18 protein-coding genes are annotated in these 22,323 nt (G+C 43.6%); 7 read left to right on the forward strand and 11 right to left on the reverse strand.

The genetic code is table 11. From position 1 onward, the window contains the following. Positions 1 to 18 precede the first annotated feature (18 nt). On the forward strand, positions 19 to 1,383 hold the full coding sequence (rimK, locus tag AB8P51_RS00105) for a 30S ribosomal protein S6--L-glutamate ligase (RefSeq protein WP_369746739.1): 1,365 nt from the start codon (positions 19 to 21) through the stop codon (positions 1,381 to 1,383). Here the strand turns inward: rimK and AB8P51_RS00110 are convergent. After that, positions 1,380 to 2,327 (reverse strand): NAD-dependent epimerase/dehydratase family protein, encoded by a 948-nt coding sequence (locus tag AB8P51_RS00110; RefSeq protein ID WP_369746740.1) that lies wholly within the window; start codon positions 2,325 to 2,327, stop codon positions 1,380 to 1,382. The two genes, rimK and AB8P51_RS00110, sit on opposite strands and share 4 nt — an antisense overlap. 64 nt (positions 2,328 to 2,391) lie before the next feature. On the opposite strand from AB8P51_RS00110, the gene AB8P51_RS00115 reads away from it, so the two are divergent. Genes AB8P51_RS00115 through AB8P51_RS00125 form a run of 3 tightly spaced genes read left to right on the forward strand, consistent with a single transcriptional unit; the run spans position 2,392 to position 5,022 of the window. Beyond that, entirely contained in the window at positions 2,392 to 2,886 is a 495-nt protein-coding gene (locus AB8P51_RS00115) for a hypothetical protein (RefSeq protein ID WP_369746741.1), read from the forward strand. Next, positions 2,879 to 3,376, forward strand: coding sequence for a nuclear transport factor 2 family protein (locus tag AB8P51_RS00120; protein ID WP_369746742.1), 498 nt, complete (start codon positions 2,879 to 2,881; stop codon positions 3,374 to 3,376). Before AB8P51_RS00115 ends, AB8P51_RS00120 begins: the two co-directional genes overlap by 8 nt. 56 nt (positions 3,377 to 3,432) lie before the next feature. Continuing rightward, positions 3,433 to 5,022 (forward strand): trehalase family glycosidase, encoded by a 1,590-nt coding sequence (locus AB8P51_RS00125; RefSeq protein ID WP_369746743.1) that lies wholly within the window; start codon positions 3,433 to 3,435, stop codon positions 5,020 to 5,022. 46 nt (positions 5,023 to 5,068) lie between these two features. Here AB8P51_RS00125 and AB8P51_RS00130 read toward each other — a convergent pair whose 3' ends face one another. The 3 genes from AB8P51_RS00130 to AB8P51_RS00140 all read right to left on the reverse strand — a co-directional run bounded on the left by AB8P51_RS00130 (position 5,069) and on the right by AB8P51_RS00140 (position 8,971). After that, complete coding sequence (locus tag AB8P51_RS00130; RefSeq protein ID WP_369746744.1) at positions 5,069 to 5,767, reverse strand: hypothetical protein; 699 nt, start codon at positions 5,765 to 5,767, stop codon at positions 5,069 to 5,071. Between the two features lie 115 nt (positions 5,768 to 5,882). After that, a complete protein-coding gene (locus AB8P51_RS00135) occupies positions 5,883 to 6,698 on the reverse strand; it encodes an NAD(P)H-binding protein (RefSeq protein ID WP_369746745.1) in 816 nt (271 codons plus the stop codon). Continuing rightward, on the reverse strand, positions 6,695 to 8,971 hold the full coding sequence (locus AB8P51_RS00140; RefSeq protein ID WP_369746746.1) for a M28 family peptidase: 2,277 nt from the start codon (positions 8,969 to 8,971) through the stop codon (positions 6,695 to 6,697). The genes AB8P51_RS00135 and AB8P51_RS00140 overlap by 4 nt, the downstream gene beginning before the upstream one ends. Positions 8,972 to 9,093: 122 nt before the next feature. Here AB8P51_RS00140 and AB8P51_RS00145 point away from each other — a divergent pair, with 122 nt between their 5' ends. After that, positions 9,094 to 9,564 (forward strand): CBS domain-containing protein, encoded by a 471-nt coding sequence (locus tag AB8P51_RS00145; protein WP_369746747.1) that lies wholly within the window; start codon positions 9,094 to 9,096, stop codon positions 9,562 to 9,564. Positions 9,565 to 9,608: 44 nt separating this feature from the next. On the opposite strand, the gene AB8P51_RS00150 is transcribed toward AB8P51_RS00145, so the two are convergent. The 3 genes from AB8P51_RS00150 to AB8P51_RS00160 all read right to left on the reverse strand — a co-directional run bounded on the left by AB8P51_RS00150 (position 9,609) and on the right by AB8P51_RS00160 (position 14,853). After that, on the reverse strand, positions 9,609 to 9,959 hold the full coding sequence (locus AB8P51_RS00150; RefSeq protein WP_369746748.1) for a DUF2116 family Zn-ribbon domain-containing protein: 351 nt from the start codon (positions 9,957 to 9,959) through the stop codon (positions 9,609 to 9,611). Between the two features lie 77 nt (positions 9,960 to 10,036). Then, entirely contained in the window at positions 10,037 to 13,186 is a 3,150-nt protein-coding gene (locus AB8P51_RS00155) for an exo-alpha-sialidase (RefSeq protein ID WP_369746749.1), read from the reverse strand. Between the two features lie 119 nt (positions 13,187 to 13,305). After that, positions 13,306 to 14,853, reverse strand: a complete 1,548-nt coding sequence (locus tag AB8P51_RS00160) for a M20/M25/M40 family metallo-hydrolase (protein WP_369746750.1) — start codon at positions 14,851 to 14,853, stop codon at positions 13,306 to 13,308. A gap of 239 nt (positions 14,854 to 15,092) precedes the next feature. Between AB8P51_RS00160 and AB8P51_RS00165 the strand changes: the two genes are divergently transcribed. Further along, positions 15,093 to 15,428: a single-stranded DNA-binding protein gene (locus tag AB8P51_RS00165; protein WP_369746751.1), complete on the forward strand. Its 336-nt coding sequence runs from the start codon at positions 15,093 to 15,095 to the stop codon at positions 15,426 to 15,428. Between the two features lie 116 nt (positions 15,429 to 15,544). Next, on the forward strand, positions 15,545 to 15,976 hold the full coding sequence (locus tag AB8P51_RS00170) for a hypothetical protein (RefSeq protein WP_369746752.1): 432 nt from the start codon (positions 15,545 to 15,547) through the stop codon (positions 15,974 to 15,976). 261 nt (positions 15,977 to 16,237) lie between these two features. Here the strand turns inward: AB8P51_RS00170 and AB8P51_RS00175 are convergent, their stop codons facing one another. The 4 genes from AB8P51_RS00175 to metG all read right to left on the reverse strand — a co-directional run bounded on the left by AB8P51_RS00175 (position 16,238) and on the right by metG (position 22,298). Further along, positions 16,238 to 16,756 (reverse strand): ferritin, encoded by a 519-nt coding sequence (locus AB8P51_RS00175; RefSeq protein WP_369746753.1) that lies wholly within the window; start codon positions 16,754 to 16,756, stop codon positions 16,238 to 16,240. Between the two features lie 100 nt (positions 16,757 to 16,856). After that, positions 16,857 to 17,759 carry a histone deacetylase gene (locus AB8P51_RS00180; protein ID WP_369746754.1) on the reverse strand — a complete coding sequence of 301 codons (903 nt, stop codon included), beginning with the start codon at positions 17,757 to 17,759 and terminating at the stop codon, positions 16,857 to 16,859. A 3-nt stretch (positions 17,760 to 17,762) separates the two neighbouring features. Next, entirely contained in the window at positions 17,763 to 20,117 is a 2,355-nt protein-coding gene (locus AB8P51_RS00185; protein ID WP_369746755.1) for a hypothetical protein, read from the reverse strand. A gap of 102 nt (positions 20,118 to 20,219) precedes the next feature. Next, positions 20,220 to 22,298, reverse strand: coding sequence for a methionine--tRNA ligase (gene metG, locus AB8P51_RS00190; protein WP_369746756.1), 2,079 nt, complete (start codon positions 22,296 to 22,298; stop codon positions 20,220 to 20,222). Positions 22,299 to 22,323 lie beyond the last annotated feature (25 nt).

Below are 22,323 nucleotides of genomic sequence, written 5' to 3' on the forward strand. Positions count from 1 at the left end.
TTAAGGAAACTAATCCCCATGTTAAAGATCATAGGTAGTGAAGAATGGTGTGTTTTTAAAGAACTCGGAATTCCGGCAATAAAGGCCCGGGTGGATTCAGGGGCCAAAACTTCATCCATTCAGGCTACCAATATTTCTGTTTTCCGAAAAAAGAAAGAGGATTGGGTGAAATTTGAGGTGAACCCCATTCAGGATAACAGAAGTATTACTGTTGATTGCGAGGCAAGGCTTGTAGATCGACGTATAGTAAAAAGTTCAAGCGGTATCTCAGAGGAGCGATTTGTGATCAGGACCCCTATGACAATGGGGGACGACACATTCGAGATAGAACTTACACTAGCGAACCGGGATACCATGGAATTCAGAATGCTGCTGGGAAGGGAAGCTTTAAATGGGAGGTTTATGGTGAACCCTGCTAAATCATATATGCTTCAGACCTTTACAGAGGATAGCATATCAGCTTCATATGCTCCTTACATGAAAGAAAAGACAGGCTTAAAAATAACCCTGTTGGCCAGCAATCCGAATTTGTACAGCAATAAACGCCTGATAGAAGCTGCTGAAGCAAGGGGCCATGAAATTGTTTTCCTCAATGTAGAACTTGCCTATATGAAACTGGATGCCCGCTCGCCGGAAATCCGGTATCGGGGTGGTAATATCCTGAAGGAATTCGATGCAGTGATTCCAAGGATTAAGCCTGCAGTCACTTTTTACGGCTGTGCTCTTATCAGACAATTTGACTACCTGGGCGTATACTGCCTGAACTCGGCAGAAGCCATAAGCCAATCCCGGGATAAGTTATTTGCCTCTCAATTATTTGCCAAGAACGACCTTCATATTCCTATTACGGGTTTTGCAAAATCTCCTATGGATACAAAAGACTTGATCAAGATGGTAAACGGGGCGCCTCTGATCATCAAACTTCTGGAGAGTACTCAGGGGAAGGGGGTAGTGCTGGCGGAAACCAACAAAGCTGCGGAAAGCGTAATTAATGCATTTAAAAGTGTTCAAACCAACATCCTGGTGCAGGAATTCATCAAGGAGGCCAACGGGCAGGACATCAGGTGTTTTGTCGTAAATGGGAAGGTTGTAGCTTCTATGCAGCGGCAGGCCGAAAAGGGTGAATTCAGGGCCAACCTACACCAGGGTGGCAGGGCTTCCAGGATCAAGATCACTGCTGAAGAGCGCAAACTGGCCATCAAGGCAGCAAAAATCCTGAATCTATCCGTGGCCGGAGTAGACATCATCCGGTCTAACAAAGGCCCGTTACTACTTGAAGTGAATTCCTCCCCGGGCCTGGAAGGCATAGAAAATGCAACCGGAAAGGACATTGCAAATTCCATGATAGTGGCAATCGAGAAAAAATTAAAGTTTCAACACTAATTCAGAGTCCTGAGTTGCTTAAGCATTTCGGCAGAAGTTCTTTCAAGGTCGAATTCGGGATGCCAGCCCCAGTCTTTTCTGGCCTGTGAATCGTCTATACTACTGGGCCAGGAATCGGCGATGGCCTGTCTGAAATCAGGTTCATAGGAAATACTGAATTCGGGAAGTTGTTTTTTAATGCTCCCGGCAATTTCCCCTGGGGTAAAACTCATAGCACCCAGGTTGTAGGAGGAGCGGATACTCAATTTTTCCCCTGCACTCTCCATAAGCTCTATGGCAGCCCGTATCGCATCGTCCATAAACATCATCGGCAGGGCAGTATCCTCCTTTAAAAAGCAGTTGTATGTGCCTTCCTCCAATGCCTGAAGGTAGATTTCCACGGCATAATCGGTAGTGCCACCTCCCGGCTGTGTTTTCCAGCTGATGAGTCCGGGATAACGCACGCTGCGCACATCCACATCGTATTTTGCGTTGTAGTAGGCACACCAGCGTTCCCCTGTCTGTTTGCTGATTCCGTAAACCGTACTTGGTTCCATCAGGGTGTGCTGAGGTGTATTTTCTTTGGGGGTGTTCTTTCCAAAGACCGCAATACTGGAAGGCCAGAATATCTTGTCGATCTTTTTTTCTTTGGCGAGGTTGAGGACATTAAAAAGGGAATTCATGTTGAGGTTCCAGGCCCGTTCCGGAAATTTCTCCGCCGTAGCGCTCAGCATGGCCGCCATCAGGTAGACCTCAGATACTTCATAATGCATGACAATTTCCTCAACGGCATCATAACTCGTGGCATCCAGAATCTCAAAGGGTCCTGAATTCATCAGGGAATCAGAACCTTCCCTGATATCGCTCGCAATGACGTTTTCATTACCATATCTCTCGCGTAATGCCAGCGTTAGTTCTGTTCCGATTTGGCCACAGGCCCCTAAAATAAGTATGGATTGTTGCAAGGATTTTATAATTAACGGAGTTCCTTTCAAAGATAGCTTTTATTAAAATTTGTACATTCGTTCTATGAGAAAAATAATGTCAATCCTTTCTTTATTCCTGCTTCTACAGGCTTGTCAGGAGTCTGGAAAAGAAGGAGAAACCACAAAGGAAGAAGTGCAGTTCTTTTCGCTTGATTCCATGCCCGGGAGAGTTACCTTAAATTCAAAGGCAGCTAATATCGTGAGGGACTGGAGAGAATTCAATGAGCTGGAAACCGGATTTGATGCTTTGTCGACGGTTGCAAACGAAGAGGACCTGATCCTGGTCCTGGAAGATCTGGTAGAAAAGCAGAAACGACTGGAAGAAGGGCCTTATCCGGTGGAATTCGACATTCCACAAGTGAAGAGCAGGCAAAAAGTGATGAAAACCTTTATTTTCAAGACCAGGGCCGCAGCAGAATACCGTATTGATGCCACCGCTCCGGCGATTGAGATGATTGAAGCATATAATGCTCTGAGAACCCAGCTCAATGTTATTGTGAATAACACCCTCGACACCGAATTACTTATAGATGAATAAGATTTTATTTCTGCTGATAAGCATTTCTATGCTAAGCCATTTACAGGCTCAGACTTCGGATACCGAACTGATCAACACTACTCTGGATAACTGGCATAAGGCAGCCGCAGAGGCCGATTTTAATGCCTATTTCGATTTGATGACAAAGGATGCTGTATTTATTGGGACTGATGCAGCCGAGGTTTGGAATAAACCCGAGTTTATGGCCTTTTCCAAGCCTTATTTTGAACAGGGTAAGGCCTGGAATTTCACTTCAATTGACCGAAATTTATATATAGACCCTAGTGGCAGCCTGGCCTGGTTTGACGAATTACTCAATACCTGGATGCAGCTTTGCAGGGGTTCGGGAGTATTAAAAAAGGAAAATGGAGAGTGGAAAATAGCCCATTATGTCCTTTCCCTGACCATCCCTAACGATGAGATCCAGCCTGTCATAGAACTGAAAAAGGAAAAAGACAGTATCTTCAGCAGCAGCCTTTTGAAACAATGAAATGGAAGGACGAAAATCGTCTCGACCTAAATAATAAAATTTAAATCCTGAAAATCATGAATCGTTATATCACTTTGATACTTATTTCTTTTCTCCTGCTCGCAGGATGCAGAGAACAGCCTAAAACGATTACAGGGACTGATTTTTACCAAACGGAACTATTCAGGGATGTGCAGCTTGCGGCCATTTATAAAGATTCAAAAACCTTTGTAGACATGGTGCCAGATCGTTCTCACGAAGAATTGATTCTGTTGTATAATGAGGAAAAAGAGAAACCTGATTTTGATCTGAAGGCTTTTGTAGATGCCCATTTTAGTGATCCTTTCGTTTCCGGTCAGAATATCGTGACCGACACAACCAAGAACATGTATGAGCACATCAGCAGTATGTGGGGGAAACTAACCAGGGGTCCCGATACACCGATGGAATTTTCTTCCAGGATTGCGCTACCCTACAAATACGTTGTACCCGGAGGCCGTTTCAGGGAAATTTATTACTGGGACAGTTACTTTACCATTGAAGGACTCATGGTAGACGATCAGGAGGCACTTGCGAAAAGTATGGTGGATAATTTTAGTTTTCTGATCGATTCCCTGGGATTTATCCCCAACGGCACACGAAATTATTACCTGACACGCTCCCAACCTCCGTTTTATGCCCTTATGGTTGATGCCGTCACACGCAATACCAAAGGTTTGTTTCCCGACTATTATCCGGTTATTTTAAAAGAATACAATTTCTGGATGGCAGGGATGTACGAAATCAAGAATCCTTTTAGCGCCAAAAAATATGTTGTCCAGTTAGAAGAAGGAGAGTTCCTGAACAGGTATTGGGACAGTGGGACCACACCGAGACCGGAGGCCTACAAGGAAGACTCACACCTGGCAAGCGATCTTCCTTCCAAATCGGAGAAGGAAAAACTCTATACACAACTAAGATCCGGAGCTGCTTCAGGCTGGGACTTCAGCAGCAGATGGTATACGAAAGAGGGAGAATTCGGTACAACAAAAACGGCCGACCTCCTGGCCGTAGATCTCAATTGTCTGTTGTATTTTATGGAGATAAGTATTGCCAAAGGATATGCCCTGGATGATGACGGCGAGAACGAGGCTTTGTTTCTGTCAAAGGCCAATGAGCGGAAAGCTGCTATACAGGAATTGTTCTGGAATGAGGAAGAGAGTTATTTTTATGATTATAATTTTTCTCAGAAAGACTTTGGCAGGACGGCAACTCTGGCTGGTGCTTTCCCCTTGTTTTTTGAACTGGCAACAGCTGAACAGGCCAGAGGAGTTAGAGATAAACTTATGTCGGATTTCCTGAAGGACGGTGGACTCGTGACCACTTTGGAAAATTCAGGGCAGCAATGGGATGCACCTAACGGATGGGCTCCTTTGCAATATATCGCTGTTGAAGGACTACTTAACTATGGATATATTGACGAAGCAAAGACCATCATAAAACGTTGGCTGGCATTAAATGAGCGTGTTTACGAAGATACCGGTAAGATGATGGAAAAATACAATGTGGAGGACATCAGCCTGCCATCTGGAGGAGGAGAATACGAAACCCAGGATGGATTTGGATGGACCAATGGTGTAGCTCTGAGTTTCAAAGCTTTACTGGATGAGATGGATCAGGGAGAATAAAAATTGTTGACATAAATAAAAAAGGAGGCCTGAGGCCTCCTTTTTTTTAGTTTTTTTCTTCCTCCGGCTTGCCTTTTCTCGATTCCAGCGCTTGTTTACTCAGGCTGGCGAGATTGAAATTAGGTTCAAGAGCAAGTGCTTCGTCTATCGTTGAAATTGCAGCTTCAATATTAGCGTGATCCGTATTGTACTGCACCAGCCCCTTAAGATGCAATAAAGCAGCTTTCAGGGAAACTTCATAGGGCTGCTGTCTTTCGTAGAAAGCATACGTCATTTCCTCCTGCACATTAGCCAGAGCATATTCAATATTCGCCATTGCGCCATCATTGTCACCGGTCTGGATTTTTAAATCAGCGATTTCATATGCGAGGTAGGCATTTGGTGATCTTTTATTCAGTATTTCAAATTGTTCTAATGCCCTTTTAGGCTGATTGATCGCTTTAAGGCTGATGGCTTTTACCTGAACAGCCAGATCAGAATCAGCTTCGTTTTTTTCTATACCAATAGTATTGAGGGCCTGTATATGCTGATTGTTGTTTGCGTAAACATAGCCCAGGGTATCTCTTCGTTCTTTAGAGGGAGATATTACATTGAGATGCGTTAAAGCATTAATCACGCCATTGACATCCCCCTGTTTTTTCATCTGGGTGTAAAAGGCTTCGTAGTGCGATTTCAGGTCGGTTGAACTCTGTCCAAAAGAATAGGAGGCTGAGATCAATAAAAGGATAACTATACGTATTCTCATTTTCTTCACATTTTAGTGCGGCAAAATTAATATTAATTTTTGGCTTCCCCTATGAAATGACTGGAAATGATACCTTTAGGAAAATGGCTGAATGTAATTTAAGGAACAGATGAATTTATTCGCCTGAGGTATCTATTGGTTTTTTAAATTCAAATCCCAGAGATTCAAGGGTTCTGGCTCTTACTAGCTTCCCAGATTTTCCGGCATATCCCTTTTTATAAGTAGGTTCAGGAAGGCCACGTTTACGGGCTTGCTCACTGTAATATTCTCTTTTAGTAGGATGTAAGGGATAAACACCATTGATAAGAGTGTTCCACCAAGATTCGGAAATTATGCCGGTTAAGATATCGAGACAATCATCCAGGTGGATCAGGTTGATGTAATCATCTCCGTTCGTGAGGTTTTGCTGCCCTGATAAATAGGTAACCGGATGCCGGTCTCTCCCGATTAGTCCTCCAAATCTTACTATAGTAGAATCCATGGAAGAATCCTTTACAAAAAGGTTTTCGGCCTTGAGTACGGCTTTGGCAGATGCCGTAACAGGTGCAGGTTTGGTCTTTTCTGTAACTTCTCCCTGCACTTTCCCGTAAACCGAAGTACTACTCACAAAAATGATCTTCTCAATATGCATAATCCTGCACGCCTCGTATAACTGTTCAATTTTAGCAAGGTAGTCGGTGGAATCTCCCTCTCTTTTTGGAGGGATGTTTATTACCAGTACATCCACTTCTTTCAGGAAGTCGATAAGATGCCCCCTGACTCCATCTTTGAACAATTCAACGTAGAACGGGTTTATCCCTTCCTGCTTTAAAATCTCGAGGTTCGCTTTCGTTGTTGTAGTTCCTGCAACGTAATACTTAAGTGCTATCATTTTTTTGGCCAGGGCAAAACCTAGCCAGCCACATCCCAGTATGCCAATTTTAGGTTTCAATGACGGATTGTTTTTTTTGTAATTATCGCATCATTCAAAACAAAAGGCATTGGGATATTGTCTTCTGGCCTGGGAGGGATTTCCATAAGTGGATGCTCTAAAAGATCATTCGAAGCTTCGTATAAGGTCAGTTTTAATTCAGCACCCGCAGGGATACTCAACTTTAGCATGGTAGAATCATTATCGCTGATATAATGTGTAAATAAGCGTGTGCCCCGTTGTTTTAAATAGTACTCAGAGAGTTCGATCCCATTCACACTGGCTTCGCTTACCGGTGTTTTATCTGTGTACACATCAAGCCTGTTTACCGTCCGCTGAGGAAAAATGCCTATTTCAAGAATGCGCTTCTGATCAAAAGTGGTATCGTTTTCAATGGTAACTACCGGTCCTGGAATTGACTTGAGGGGGGCTTTTGAGGAATAGGTTATTCTAGAGCCATATTTGCTATACAGTATATTATTCATTTGATCTGGCCTAACCTTCTCTTTTCCCAGCGTAGTTGAGGTCCAATTAGAAAGCTCGTGTTCATAGGTGGCCCACCTGGCTTCTTTTTCGTCTGTATCAAGAATATAGACCAGACTGGTGGGTTTTGCTTTTTCAGGGCTAAAATCCGATTGGAAATGGGCAATAATCAGGGCAGCAAGACAACCCAGGAAACTGAGTGTTCCCAATATTTTCTTGCCGGTATAACGGGCAGTTAAGGGGGCTAATAGCCAAAATCCAAGCGTCGTAAATGCGGTGGCTGTAACCATCATTTTCAGGCCTAGAGCTACAGGGAACATTGCAATAAAGGGTGCGTAAATAAAGACTGCAGGGAGGGCCAGAAACCACATCAGCAAGGGATCGGGTTCTTTCTGGTAGAGCATTACTAACAGGGATGCCAGTAGGGCGTACAGAGGGATAACAAAAAAGCTTGCCCCGGGAAGGTATTGTGCTACAGCCCAGCAAATTACCAGCCAGATAAGTGCGGGAGCTATTAACAGATCAGCTAGTGCAATCGATTTCACCAGGCGATACATCCAGAAACAGACGGCAAGAGAGAGAAATACAAATGCGAGGATATAAGTGTGACCGTTATAGGGAAACCCGTGCAAGATGTCTTTGTATTCGGGATATACAGCCGTAAGCAGGCCCCAGATATAATATCCTATGGATCCATTGATCAGAAGTGAAGCCAGAACAGGGATAAAACCCTTTAAAATCCCCTTTGCGCTAAGCGTTTTATTCTTAAGACCTAAAAATAACAGGACCAGGAAGATCCCCACAGCCAGAAACCACATGGGCCAAATCCAGTCGAAAGGATAATTAACCAATTCAAAAACAGGAATATTAAAATATACCTCATCATTCAGGCTTTTCAGTTGCCCCAGATCAGTTTCACTGAAATGAAGAAGCAGGGGCATCAGGTAACTACCCTGGTGGGTTAGAGAATTACGGTCGAGCCGTTCATAAGAATCACGCACCGAGTGATAATCGTAATGGTCATCGATAAAAGCAAAATTAAAACCTTCAATATCCTGGTCTTCGCGGAAAACAGTAAGGTCAGTATCGTTGGGAAGTAGTTTATAAATACTGTAGGCCAGCGAATTTGTCACGGGAAAAGTCGGTTTTGCCCGCACAAACTCTTTTAACAGCTTTTCATTGCCCCTGTTGGTCTCCATAAACATATAGCTGGGGCCTCCACTTCCCCTCGCTTCAAAATTGAGGATGAGCCCAACATCTGAGGTCCAGGGATGCCTGTTCGCAAACAAGTCGGCCCCATTGAGTCCCAGCTCTTCAGCATCGGTAATCAGGATGATGATATCGTTCTTTGGCGTTATTTGCTTCTCAAGGAAGGCACGAATTCCTTCTAAAATCGTTGCAACTCCGCTTCCGGCATCGCTGGCTCCAAGAGAGGAGTGGGGGTTACTGTCATAATGAGAAAGAAGCAGAAGTGCTTTCCCGTCTCCGCTACCTTTAATTCTGCTTACAATATTGATCGCTTTGCTATAATTGGCCCAATCTCCGGCAGTATATCCCTGTTGCAAGCTAACTTCAAGGCCCATCGCTTCCAATTCGCTGACAATATACTCTCTAACCTCCTTATGGGCCGGAAATCCAACGGCATGTGGCTTTCTGGATATTTCCTTAACGTGTTTCAGGGCCCTGTCTGTAGAAAAACCGTATAATTCATTTATACTGGTATTAGAATCAGAGGGCATCAGAGCTTTAAAACTCCAAATCACGGCAAGAATGAGCAGGGGTAAGGTAATCCAGAGCCTGGTTTTTTTCATCGGGTACTATTCTCCTTTAAAAGTAAAAAATAATCACCTGTCTCTGTTGTTTGTCGACTAATTTTAAAAGATATACCCAAATTTCTTATATTTAAGGCTAACCAAATTAAAACGAAACAGGTATGGGTATTAAAAGTTTTATGGGCCGCAGAGCCAAAGAAGTGTCCAAAAAAGAATATGATGCCCCTATTTTGGTTGAAGACTACATGACTAAGAAGCTGATAACCTTCAGTCCGGATCAGTCCATTCTTGAAGTCATGGAATCCTTTGCCAAAAACCGCATTTCCGGTGGTCCGGTTCTGGACGATAACGGATTTCTGGTAGGTATAATTTCGGAGGCAGATTGTATGAAGGAAATATCAGAAAGCAGGTATTTTAACCAGCCTATTCTAGATAAGAACCTCGAGCGTTTTATGACAAAGGAGGTTCAGACCATCCCGCACGACATGAGTATTTTCGATGCGGCCGGGGAATTTCACAAAAATAACAGGCGAAGGTTACCTGTAATGAAAGACGGACTCCTGGTGGGTCAGATCAGCCGAAAGGACATTGTGATAGCAGCCTTAAAACTCACCAGTCACAACTACAAGTAAAAAAAGGTACAATTACAAGAATAGCCTGTGGCCATGGTCACGGGCTATTCTCGTTTTACGATCATATAGTAATCGTTATCCAAAGGCAAATACCCCAAGTCATACACAAAATAATAAGTAGTGCCCTTTTTTGTGGTGTACAGGTTGGTGATATACTCAAAGTCGAACCCCTTGTCTAACAAACGTGTCTTTGTCGTTCTGGTCTTGCCGTCCTTCAGGGGAAAGCCATCTAGGATTCGATAATTTTTTCGCAGCCTGTTGTTAATATTTCGAACGAGATTCTTACTGTCTTTGTTGAGTTTATTGTTGTAAGCATTCCTGCAATAATCCGAACAAAACTTCTTATCCACCCTTCCTCTGATGGGCTCTCCACATTCCAAACACTGCCTTTCCATAGGATCAAAAGCTTAACTTGTTTCCTTTAAAGATCGCTTATTTTACAGAAGTTGACAAGCAGGTAAATCAAAACCGATTATTCCCGTTCCATGATCAGTGCAGGTAAATCCAATTCTTTGTAAGTACGATTAAAGGACTCCATTTCCTTCTGAACAATAGTCTCCCATTCCACTTCAAATCCTGCCCATTGTTTTTGCAGGTCCCTAAGCCGTTCTTTAGCCCCTTCGGTCACTTTTGGTTCTGCAGCATCTACATAATCTTTGAGATTCATTAGCTCGGCATTTAGTTGGTTGTTGTAATTAATTACATCCTGGAAGGTTTTCTGTCTGGGTTGAATAAGGTTCTTTTCCCATTGGTCTATCCTGTTTATGAGGCTATCTCCCTGGGTAAGCAATTCTTCAGCAATTTCATTTCCCTTAAGTGTTTCCTTGTAGGCTTTAACCTGTTTCCGTACAGATCGCATTTCATTTACTGCATCGTGAATATCTGTGATCATAGATTCAATGGTTGAAAGTATTTGCTGCTGTTCCCTGTAATCTGCCATAGTAGCTTTTACATGCGGATGGGGAAGAACCGTTACTGTGGTTTCTGTAGTGACATCACCATGGGACAATCTGAGCTGATAATTTCCCGGACCAACTCTGGAACCGGCATAATTTCCATAGACAAATACTTTATCCACTGCCGGAAGTGGATCCTTCCTGAAATCCCAGGTAAAGCGGTTATAGCCTTTTTTAGAGGGAAGTACCTCTGGCTTGGAAGGGCCACCGGGCCAACTTTTAAAGCCCTCAATTTTCTCACTGCTATAGGTACGAATCGTATTTCCATTTCTGACTACCTCCAGCTTCAGGTGGAGACTGTCTGGTTTATCGGCGAGAAAGTAGTCAAAAGTTACTCCTTGCTTAGGATTCTGTCCGAGTCCCGGCACAGGCCGGTCTGTACTTCCTCCAAAAAACAGATAAGTATCCTTTGGTTTGACTATGGTTAAGCTCGATGGATGTACGGGTCCTGCCTGAATGCCACCCAGGTCATCGAGAATCCAGAAGGAACGGCCAGCTGTGGCTACGACCAGGTCGTTGTCCTGGAAGATCATATCATTGATGGGAACTACTGGGAGGTTGAGCTGAAAGGGTTGCCAGTTCTGGCCACCATTAAATGACACATACAATCCGGTTTCGGTTCCGGCATAGAGCAAGCCGGGTCTTACAGGATCTTCACGAACCACACGAACAAAAGTATGAGGGTCAGAAATGCCTTCAACAATCTTGGTCCATGTTTCTCCATAGTCTGTCGTTTTAAATATATAGGGTTTCAGGTCCATGGTTTTGTATCGCATAACTACTGCATAAGCTGTAGCCGGATCATGAGGAGAAACTTCAATACTGTTTATAATACCATCGCCTATTTCCCTGGGGGTTGCATTGCGCCAGGTTAGTCCGCCATCACGAGTAAGGTGAATAAGCCCATCGTCTGAACCTGCCCAGAGTACTCCTTCTTCATGGGGAGATTCTATAAGTGCCATCAGGGTGTTGTAATTTTCCCCCCCGGCTGCTTCATTGGTATAAGGTCCGCCACCCGGCCCTTGTTTGTTCTTCTCGTTTTTAGTCAGGTCCGGACTTACCACCGTCCAACTTTGTCCTTCGTCGGTTGATCTGAATACGACATTGCCGGCGTGGTAGATAGTTTTTCTGTTATGGGGCGAGCTGATGATAGGGGCATTCCAGTTATATCGGTACTTGAAATCGGCCGGCACATTGCCCAGGGCCAGTTCCGGATATTCTTTGATCGCCTTCCCTTCGCGTGAAGCTTTCACCCATTTTTCAATAATACCCTGATAGCATCCACCGTAGATCACCTCGGGATTATCGGGATCAAAGGCCAGGAATGCACTTTCGCACCCTGCCACGGAATACCAGTCTTTCCAGTCGATTCCCCTGTCATTGGACCTGCTGGCGATGGAAATGGCTGAATTGTCTTGTTGTCCGCCATATACGCGATAAGGGACCTGATTGTCTGTAATCACCCTGTAGAACTGTGCTGTGGGCTGTATGGCCTGAGAGCTCCAGCTCAACCCACCATTGTTGGAGATATTAGCACCTCCATCATTTGAATTGATCATTTTCTGATTGTCATAGGGATGGATCCACAAATGGTGATTATCCCCATGAGGGGTTGATAGATTGGAAAAGGTCTTACCTCCGTCTATCGATTTCATTACGGGAGCATTCAATACATAAACGATATTTTCATTCTGGGGGTCAGCCAGGATTTCCATATAATACCAGGACCTTGCAATATTGACTCTGTCTTTATTGATCTGCACCCACTTTTTCCCGGCATCATCAGAACGATAGACCCCGCCTTTCTCATCTTCTGCTTCAATAACCGCGAAGACCCTGTCGGGATTTGCTCTGGAGACCGAGATACCTGCTTTCCCGAATTCTTTTGGCAGGCCGGTTTTCATCTTTTCCCAATTCAGACCTCCATCGGTGGATTTAAATAGTCCGGACATGGCACCCCCTGATTCCATGGTCCAGGGATATCGACGATGTTGCCACATGGCGGCATAGAGAATAAGAGGATTTGTCATATCCATAGAAAGTGAAGATGCCCCAGTGGTTTCATCGAGATACAGTACTTTCTCCCAGCTATTTCCTCCGTCTGTAGAGCGATATATCCCTCTATCTTCAGAGGGGCCGTATTGTGCTCCCTGGGCAGCTACAAATATAATGTCAGGATTGGTCGGGTGTATGATCACATCCGAGATATGACGGGTAAAGTCGAGCCCTTTATGTTTCCAGGTCTTCCCGGCGTCAGTTGAGAGATATATGCCGTCGCCCATCGAAGTCATCACCCCTCTGGCCGCATGTTCTCCCATCCCCGCGATTACGAGATTCGGGTTGCTTTCTGATACGGCGATGGCGCCAACGGTACCCGTTTTAAAGAAGCCATCTGAGATATTTGTCCAGCTAATCCCGTCATCGGTTGTTTTCCATACCCCTCCACCGGTACTTCCCATATAATAGGTCATGGGCTGACCTACAACTCCGGAAGACGCGACACTTCTACCTCCCCTGAAAGGACCTATGTTTCGCCATTTAAGTCCGTGATAAAGTGAATCTTGAACAATGGTTGGTGGGGGTGATTTGCGCGATTTTCTTCTTTGTGCCTCGAGGGAGAAGGGAAGGATCAGCAAAGCAAGGAGTAAGATATTCGTGAGTTTCATATTCTTAGGTTAGCGTTTTATTTATTGTTAGACCGTATCAAGATCTTTTATAGAACCAGATTAAAATTTGGCAAGAGATTTTTGAATGATCAGGGTTATGTAGTCATTGTCATATATAATCAATCAATGCCACCTTCTCTGTTAGGAGATCTTGGGGAGGGCCATTCTCTTTTCTCCCCAGTTCTTGGATTGATTGAAAGCACTGCTTTCTCCCTTGAGGTTTTTTCAGGGTCTTCGCTGGCCATATAGGTCAGGATGGCGGTCAGGATCACATTGTTACGAACGTCGTCAAAGACAATCTTGTCATAGGTATCGAGGTTAGTGTGCCAGGTATAATTCCAGTAGCTCCAGCTTAGTGAACTCAAAGAGAAAGCCGGTGCACCTTTGGCCACGAAGGAGGCGTAATCTGATCCTCCTCTTCCGGGATTACCGGGGAAATTCGTTTCAATATGTTTGGTGATACTTTCAGGCACTGCCTCCATCCATTTGCCCAGGTAGGCGTAGGAATGCAGGAATCCCTGCCCTGAAAGATTAACTACCCTTCCGGTTCCATTGTCCTGATTAAAAAGGGCCTGTAGCCCTTCTACTACCTCAGGACGGTCTTCCACAAAGGCTCTTGATCCGTTCAGGCCTTGTTCTTCACTCCCCCATAAACCCACAATGATGGTGCGTTTAGGATTGGGATATAATTTTTTGAGGATTCTGGCCGTTTCCATCATCGTAATGGTACCTGTTCCGTTGTCTGTGGCACCTGTACCTCCGTCCCAGGAATCAAAGTGAGCAGAAAGTACGATGTATTCATCGGGAAACTCTGTGCCCGGTATGGTTGCGATGGTATTAAAAGTAGGCACTCTGCCCAGTTCTTTTGATTGGGCCACAACTTTGATCAGGGGATTACTTCCGTTTTCAACCATGCGGTAGAGCATACCGTAATCTTCCAGAGAAAGATCCACAACGGGTATTTTTTTGGTATTTGCACTAAATATTTTATTCGCCCCAAAACCGGAAGACCAGCGCGATTGAATTATACCTGCTGCTCCGGCCTCTTCCAGGGCTCGGTTGATTGTACGGCTGGTGTATCCTGTATTGCGGATTTTCTGACGCCAGGCCTGCTGTTGTGCATTGCGATCCGACTTCATCTTTTCGAAGGATTCGGGGGTTGCGAATTCCTCCCAGTTGTAATCAGGCCTGCCGGTAGGTTGAGGCATGGATACCAGAACAAACTTACCTTTAACAGCAGAAACCCAATTGTTAAAGGCCAGGGAATCAGCCAGGGTGGGTATTGTAATAAGGTTAGCTTCAATTCCTTTGGCAGAAGTACCCGGGCTCCAGGCTAGTTGTCTTCCACTGAGGGAAACAACTCTTGGTGACAGCATGTCGATATGGGTAATTCCACGTTCCCATCCTCGCCATGTACCCCAGGATTCATTCTCTGCGGAAATTCCCCATTTTGAAAACGTATTCACGGCCCAGTCATGAGCATTTTTCATCTGAGGTGTACCTACCAGGCGAGGACCTATCACATCCATGAGTTCATGTGCCAGTTGAGGGAGTTGTGAATTTTCATTGGCTTCCTTTTCAATGGCAGCCGCCATTTCTTTAGGGGTTTGAGCAAGTAAGGAAGATGCAAATACGGATACAAGTAAAAGAAGGAAATATTTTTTCATTTTCATTTGAAGATTAATTTGAATCTCCAATATAAAAAGAATTATTGTGCTCTGTCCTGTTTTAACTCAATTAGAATGACAAAGAAGAGGAGGGGTATTAGAAGATTGCAAACGACAACAAACGATTACAAACGAAAATAAATAAGTAACAACCAACTCCAGGGTTTTGAGGGTCCTAGGTTTGCAGTGTCGGAATGAGAACCGATAGTATTAACTGTTTAACCTTAAAATTAGTAATCATGAATGCACTTAAAAACAAAGTACAGTTGATTGGGAATCTGGGACAAGACCCGGAAGTTGTAAATCTTGACAGTGGGAGCAAGGTGGCGAAATTTTCTATCGCCACCAATGAATCCTACAAAAATTCAAAAGGCGAAAAGATCACGGAAACCCAATGGCACAACATTGTTGTCTGGGGTAAATTAGCTGATGTAGTGGAGAAATTCCTGTCTAAGGGCAGTGAAGTAGCCGTAGAAGGAAAGCTGATTCACAGGACCTATGAAACCAAAGAAGGGGAGAAGCGATATGTCTCTGAGGTCAAATGTAACGAGCTGCTGATGCTGGGAAGACAGTAATTTGCACATAGTCGATAAAGGGGGCATTTTGCCCCTTTTTCTTTTTCAGCTTGAAGTTTCTGGTTAACTTTTATAGACACAAAAACGAACCTTTATCAAATAAGGTAAAAAGCAGAATGATGATACCCATCCGCAAAGCTCTGACTGCCGTACTCGTCCTGATATCCTGTTTGGGATATTCTCAGGGGGTCGAAACGGATCTTGCCTTTTCGGATTTTTATGAGCAAATGGCAAACAGGGATGCCCGGCTCGAGGCAACACTTGATTTCAGCACGGAAGAAGATGAGGCCGACTATTGGAGGGATCAGTTAAATTTTGAGATGCGTTTAAAGAAAGACTCCTATCGCGCTTATAGGACCTATATATATTTTAAGAAAAAGTCGTATCAGGAACACCAGAAGGAATGTGATATTGCACAATACCACGGGAAGGGATATGTCAAAAAAGCCTTATTTTATAACATCCATGGATTGAGTTCTTCCCTGGAGCGTGGAGATGTTGTTAAACATAGCAAATTAGTGCCTACGCTTGCCTCAAAGAATAAGTAGGTTTGTGCTGAACTAAGCAACTTTTTTAAGTAGATCAAAACAGGGACAGCGCTTACAACGCTTCGATTCACACTTCTTGTATTTCTTACAGCACTTCGATTTGCAATTTCCACAAGATAAAGCATGTACTACCGCCTCCCGCGACTTTTTTATTTGCTTTTTCTTCTTTTTGGCTTCTTTTTTCTTTTTCCCCATACGGATAAGATGTAGAACTCAAAAATAATTATTTTTATTTAGAATTAATAAAAATAAATAAAAAAATTACTGGGCGGGGTCACCGGCAGCGCTATCAGCTGTGATCTGCTGAACATCCCTGTCAAATAGATACAGGCCACCTTTGTCATTGCCAATCAAATTAATCTTGTCTAAGATATTCCTGGCAAGGGCTTCTTCCTCGATCTGTTCAGCTACATACCATTGAAGAAAATTATGGGTGGCATAATCTTTTTCCTCAAGTGCCACATGAACCAGTTCGTTTATACTCTGAGAAACAAAAATTTCGTGCTCATAGAGCTCCTGAAACATTTTCTGAAAGCTGCCAAAATTTTTCTTAGGCGCTTTTAAGTCGGTAATATGCGCATGTCCTCCCCGTTCATTTACGTATTTGATCAGTTTGAGCATATGCATTCTTTCTTCATCGGAATGTCGGTACATGAATAAGGATATTCCTTCCAGTCCTTTTACTTCAGCCCAGGAGGCCATTGCAAGGTATACTTGTGATGATTCAGCCTCTACCCGGATCTGTCCGTTCAGGGCTTTTTCCATTTTGTCGGTCAACATAGATTACATTTTTCATAAAAATAAGCATTCCCCGGAATTCCAAACATGACTTTGATCAGATTAGTGCTAGCGAAATACCATATCTTCTAATTAGGATACCTCAAAAGTAAAGTTCCTGAGCAAGCCGAAAAGTATTAGCATGGGCTTCTACAATGACTTTGATTTCTTTAGAATAACCCCCTCCCATGCTGCATTGCACAGGAATTCCAAGGTCCCTGCATTTTTTCAGTACATACTCATCCCGTTCCTTACAACCCGTGGGACTGAGACCCAGTGTTCCCAGTTTATCCGTAGCCAGGACATCTACTCCACAGAGGTAAAAAATAAATTCAGGCTTTACTTCTTTGAGTAATTCTGGAAATACATCTTTGAGGACTTTGAGATATTCCTCATCTGAGGTTCCCTTTTTCAGGGCAATATCAAGGTCAGAGGTTTCTTTCTTAAAGGGGTAGTTTGAACTGCCGTGCATGGAAAAGGTAAAAACGCCTGGGTCTTGTTGAAAAATCTGAGCTGTCCCATTGCCCTGATGCACATCGAGATCTACAATCAAAATTTTTCCGATTTTCAATTCCTTCTGCAGGTATCGTGCCCCGATGGCCTGATCATTTAGCAGGCAAAATGCTTCCCCTCTGTCAGTATAGGCATGATGAGTACCCCCGGCAATGTTCATGGCAATTCCGTATTCCAGGGCGTATTCACAGCCTTTTATCGTCCCGTCAGCAATGATCCTTTCCCTCTCAACCAGCACTTCACTCAAAGGGAATCCAATTTTCCTTGCCTCCCTGGGAGAAATTTTCATATTGAGAAGATCGTAAAAGTAATCGGCCTCATGTACAGCAAGAATATACTTGTCATTGGGAATTTCAGGTTCAAAGAAATTCCCGGCAGAACAGGTCCCTTCATACATCAATTGCTGAGGGAGGAGATCGTATTTGATCATGGGAAACCGGTGACCTTCGGGAAGAGGATGTCTGTAAATAGGATGAAATGCGATTTTCAGCACAGACTATTGAATCTTCAGTTCAACAACATCAGATACAAATTCGTTATCATTTACGATTCCCTCAATATACAGCTTAACAGCGGGCAGGCCGTAATTCAAAAAGCTGAATTGCCCAATTCCCTGGGTATCAACTACCACCATAGGATGCCAATCGATAGCTCCGAAACTATTAAAAAAAGTACCCGAATAACTATTGTACATGGGATTGTAAAATCGCTTGTCTGAAGTAAATGTTATTGGGATGTCATAGTCGAACAGACTGTTTCCGAATTGCGCCCTCCGAGCTCTTGACGGATCCGTAACGATTCGTATCACACCGCCCCCACCTCGGATACCCGCGCCCACACCTGAAGGATTTATTTCGATATAATCGACCTGATCCATAGCGAATCGATATAGGAGTGTAAAATTAGTGAGCTGTACCCCGTCGAGAATAATCAAAGGGGTTGCGTTGTTGAGAGAATTCGGATTTCTTGCCCTGATGGTGAACACCCCGGAGCTTTCATCTATGGCATACCCCCTTGAACTAAGATAGGTACTTAACATCATATTACGTCGCCAGTCATCATCCTCAAAGAAATCAACTCTGCCCACACTATTGTTTCTAATTTTCTCAATCCTTTGTGCCTTACTTTCTTCAAGCAACAGTACTTCATCGAGCATCTGTACCTTGTAGAAGCCCTCGAATGCTGTAGCTTCCTGAACTTCTTTTAAAATTCTGCCTTCCTTATTTCCAAGTATTGACACCTGATTTAACCCTAGTGGAGGCGTGTAAGAGGGTTTAAACTGCACAAAAATCTTAGGTTGATACCACTTGCCATTTTTGTCAATCGCCGCTATCTCTAATTTTTCGCCATCGATGGGAAAGAAGTTATCCTTCGAAAAAAATTCCTGCTCCTCGGCTACAGTGATGAACTCAGAGTCATTGAATTTTGTTGGCGATATAAAATAGTCGTTTGTCCTCTTCTCATTAAAGGTCACTTTATAGGTAATCCCTTTTTCAAAATCGAAGAGATATTTAGGGGGCTTGTTTATAATCGTATTCCATTGGTAACTGCTCCACCCCTGGGTAAGGAGAAGATTGTCTAATTCATAGGCTTTTCTCGGTGTCGGGTTGATAAAGTAGTAAGAGGCGTTTTCAACCGGGCCTTTAAGATAGGGGGTAAGGAGGGTATAGGATGGCAGGTTATGGTGTCCTTTATAAGCCCCGGTATTTTCCGGAAGGACCGAAACACTTAGGGAATTCCAGTATTTTGGATCGATTCCCTTTACAGAAAACGAAACTTTAATGGAATCATTATTATAGGAGTGTTTAGCCGCTTCGATTTTATGGGTTACAACACCCTTATGGTTAAAATATAGTCGCTCAAATACAGGTGTTCCGGTCTGATCAAAGAGGGTAAATACATTGATTCCGGGATAGAGGTCCTGTTTCGGAAATACTTTGATTACCTGGTCCTGATTTGCAAAGGAAATGTCAACAGCTTTTATGCTGTCTCCGTTGTGTATGCTGAGTAGAAAATTCTGATCCTTCTGATTTGCCTGATCCAATCTGGCATTTAAGATGAGTCCGAGTTTATCCCTGAGGTCCTGAATGGTACAACTTATCCCTTGTTTTTCTATATACCCTACAGGGATTTTAAAATCTTTGTTATTTATATTGAAGGTGGCAAAGTATCTAATTCCCTGTTTTGGGATAAGGGCAAACCTTCCTATCCCGAAGGAATTTAGTTTAAAGCTCGCCACTGCTTTCCCTGTTTCGTCTTCTACTGTCCCTTCCACAAATGGGAAACCAAAACCTTTTTCATCTTTAATGACGACCCCGTAAATGGAATTGACCCCAACCAGAGCATGCCCGCTTTCCGGGAGGAATTGTGCGTCGACCTGCAATTCAATTTCCTCTGTTGCGATCTCCTCAGTTTTCTCCGGATCTATAACGGTCAGCTCCTGTTCATAATAATTGGCTTCGGAAAAATTACGCATCCAGTTGGTATACGCTTTAAAGCGATAGCTGCCCGTTGTAAAGGTACTGTCGAGCCTGATCAATCCGCTTCCCACGCCATTTTCTATTCTGATGAGTTGTTTTTTTACATCCCGATCGAGACTGTCCTGTATGATACAGTAGAGATTTTTCGTTTCCAGCGAACGTTTCTTTGTATCCTTGTCGAGTACATAGGCCTTGTACCCAACTCCTTCTCCTTTTATAAATACAGATTTATTGAGATGTACAAAAATCACTTCCCTCGGGAGTTCTGAATAAGCTTCAAAAGCAGGAACTAAATCATCAACCGCAGATGGCGGCTGGGCTTTTGTATGATAAAAAGTAAGTAAGAAAAATGAGAGAAGCAGATATTTCATAGCAGGATACTAGTGTTTACGAAGATTCAAAGAAAGGGGAATCCTACAAAAAATAAAAGCATTTGGAATTACTTTTTATTTGCGAATATCCCTGAATAGAGACTAGGAGATAGTCGCTCCATTATTGACGCCAGAGGCATCCGGACTTAAAAAAATCAAACTACCTTCTTCGTTTTCTGTCATTAATATCATCCCTTCACTTTCAACGCCTCGTAAAGGTCTGGGAGCCAGGTTTACCAAAACAGTAACTTTTTTTCCAATAATTTCATCGGCAGAATAATGCTCTGCAATTCCCGAGACAATGGTTCTTATGTCAATCCCCGTATCCACTTTAAGCACCATGAGTTTTTTGGTTTTTGGTATTTTTTCTGCTTCGAGTATGGTCCCTACTCTCATATCCATTTTGGTAAAGTCATCGTAGGTGATGGTTTCTTTTTGTGGCATTACATCTTTATTTTGTGAGGTGTTAGCTTTTCTTGTAGCCTGTAATTTATCGAGTTGTGCTGTAATCTCGCTGTCCTCAATTTTCCGAAACAACAACTCGGGTTTTCCTAAAACATGTGCTTGTGGAATCAGGGTTTTTTCTGATGAAATACTATCCCATCCCAATTCTGCAGTCATTTCCCCAAAGCCCAGCATCACTTTTAGTTTTTCTGAAGTAAAGGGTAAAAAGGGTTCACTCAGTACTGCCAGGCCGGCTGCAATCTGTAAAGCGGTATGCATAATGGTTGCTACCCTGCTTTCATCTTCCTTAATCACCTTCCAGGGTTCCTGATCTGCCAGGTATTTATTCCCAAGGCGGGCGAGGTTCATCAATTCCTGACCGGCTTCTCTGAAGCGATATCGCTCGATGGAATCAGCGATGTCTTCCGGAAACTGCCGAAGGGCTCTCAAGGCTTCCTTGTCATCTGAAGTCAATACTCCCGCTTCCGGAACAACTCCCTGGTAATATTTTTGGGTAAGGACAACCACCCTGTTTACAAAATTCCCAAAAATGGCCACAAGTTCATTGTTGTTGCGTGCCTGGAAATCGGCCCAGGTAAAATCATTATCCTTGGTCTCAGGTGCGTTTGCCGTCAGGGTATACCGAAGTACATCCTGTGCATTGGGGAAGTCGAGCAGATATTCATGCAGCCATACTGCCCAGTTTTTGGAGGTTGATAATTTCTGTCCTTCGAGGTTTAGAAATTCGTTGGCAGGCACATTTTCGGGCAGGATAAAGTCGCCATGCGCCTTGAGCATACTGGGGAAAATGATACAATGGAACACAATATTATCTTTCCCTATAAAGTGGACCAATTTGGTGTCTTCCCCCTGCCAATAGGGTCTCCAGTCTTTTCCTTCACGTTCGGCCCATTCTTTGGTAGAAGAAATATATCCAATCGGAGCATCAAACCATACATACAACACCTTCCCTTTACCCCCTTCTACCGGAACGGGAATTCCCCAGTCGAGGTCCCTCGTCACCGCCCTGGGTTTAAGTCCGTCGTCAATCCATGACTTACACTGTCCATAAACATTGGGCTTCCAGTCATTTTTATGTTCTGCCAGAATCCATTGTTTCAGGAAATCTTCGTATCGTTCCAAAGGCAGAAACCAGTGTTTTGTTTCCTTCAGGGTTGGGATTGCACCGGAAAGGGTCGATTTTGGGTTGATGAGGTCGGTGGCATTCAGGGAAGAGCCACAGTTTTCACATTGGTCCCCATAGGCCTCTTTATGTCCGCATTTGGGGCAAGTCCCGGTCACAAACCGATCAGCAAGAAATTGCTCTTCCTGTTCATCGTAAAGCTGTGCTGATGTTTCTTCAATGAAATCTCCTTTATCATAAAGTTTGAGGAAAAAATCACTGGCGGTCTGATGATGGATCTTTGCAGAGGTTCTGGAATAGTTGTCAAAAGTAATTCCGAAATCCTCAAAGGATTTTTTAATGATCCCATGATATTTATCGACCAGCTCTTTGGGTGACACTCCCTCTTTTTTTGCTTTCATCGGTATGGCAAAGCCGTGTTCATCGCTGCCGCAAACAAAAACAACTTCTCTGCCGGTAAGACGTAAAAAACGGGCATAAATATCAGCGGGGACATACACCCCTGCTAAATGCCCGATATGAATGGGGCCATTGGTATATGGTAATGCAGCAGTTATAGTGTGCCTGGAGAATTTCTTAGGTTCCGATGCCATTAAGCTCAAGGATTAAGGCACAAAA

The sequence above is a fragment of the Muriicola sp. SD30 genome (assembly GCF_041205185.1).
GTDB lineage: Bacteria > Bacteroidota > Bacteroidia > Flavobacteriales > Flavobacteriaceae > Muriicola.

Excerpts from the sequence above, each read along its gene's own strand:
- rimK (WP_369746739.1), top strand. The coding sequence starts at position 19 with ATGTTAAAGATCATAGGTAGTGAAGAATGGTGTGTTTTTAAAGAACTC.
- AB8P51_RS00155 (WP_369746749.1), bottom strand. The coding sequence starts at position 13,186 with ATGAAACTCACGAATATCTTACTCCTTGCTTTGCTGATCCTTCCCTTC.
- AB8P51_RS00125 (WP_369746743.1), top strand. The coding sequence starts at position 3,433 with ATGAATCGTTATATCACTTTGATACTTATTTCTTTTCTCCTGCTCGCA.
- AB8P51_RS00145 (WP_369746747.1), top strand. The coding sequence starts at position 9,094 with ATGGGTATTAAAAGTTTTATGGGCCGCAGAGCCAAAGAAGTGTCCAAA.
- AB8P51_RS00170 (WP_369746752.1), top strand. The coding sequence starts at position 15,545 with ATGATGATACCCATCCGCAAAGCTCTGACTGCCGTACTCGTCCTGATA.
- AB8P51_RS00140 (WP_369746746.1), bottom strand. The coding sequence starts at position 8,971 with ATGAAAAAAACCAGGCTCTGGATTACCTTACCCCTGCTCATTCTTGCC.
- AB8P51_RS00115 (WP_369746741.1), top strand. The coding sequence starts at position 2,392 with ATGAGAAAAATAATGTCAATCCTTTCTTTATTCCTGCTTCTACAGGCT.
- AB8P51_RS00175 (WP_369746753.1), bottom strand. The coding sequence starts at position 16,756 with ATGTTGACCGACAAAATGGAAAAAGCCCTGAACGGACAGATCCGGGTA.
- metG (WP_369746756.1), bottom strand. The coding sequence starts at position 22,298 with ATGGCATCGGAACCTAAGAAATTCTCCAGGCACACTATAACTGCTGCA.
- AB8P51_RS00120 (WP_369746742.1), top strand. The coding sequence starts at position 2,879 with ATGAATAAGATTTTATTTCTGCTGATAAGCATTTCTATGCTAAGCCAT.
- AB8P51_RS00185 (WP_369746755.1), bottom strand. The coding sequence starts at position 20,117 with ATGAAATATCTGCTTCTCTCATTTTTCTTACTTACTTTTTATCATACA.
- AB8P51_RS00130 (WP_369746744.1), bottom strand. The coding sequence starts at position 5,767 with ATGAGAATACGTATAGTTATCCTTTTATTGATCTCAGCCTCCTATTCT.
- AB8P51_RS00150 (WP_369746748.1), bottom strand. The coding sequence starts at position 9,959 with ATGGAAAGGCAGTGTTTGGAATGTGGAGAGCCCATCAGAGGAAGGGTG.
- AB8P51_RS00160 (WP_369746750.1), bottom strand. The coding sequence starts at position 14,853 with ATGAAAAAATATTTCCTTCTTTTACTTGTATCCGTATTTGCATCTTCC.
- AB8P51_RS00165 (WP_369746751.1), top strand. The coding sequence starts at position 15,093 with ATGAATGCACTTAAAAACAAAGTACAGTTGATTGGGAATCTGGGACAA.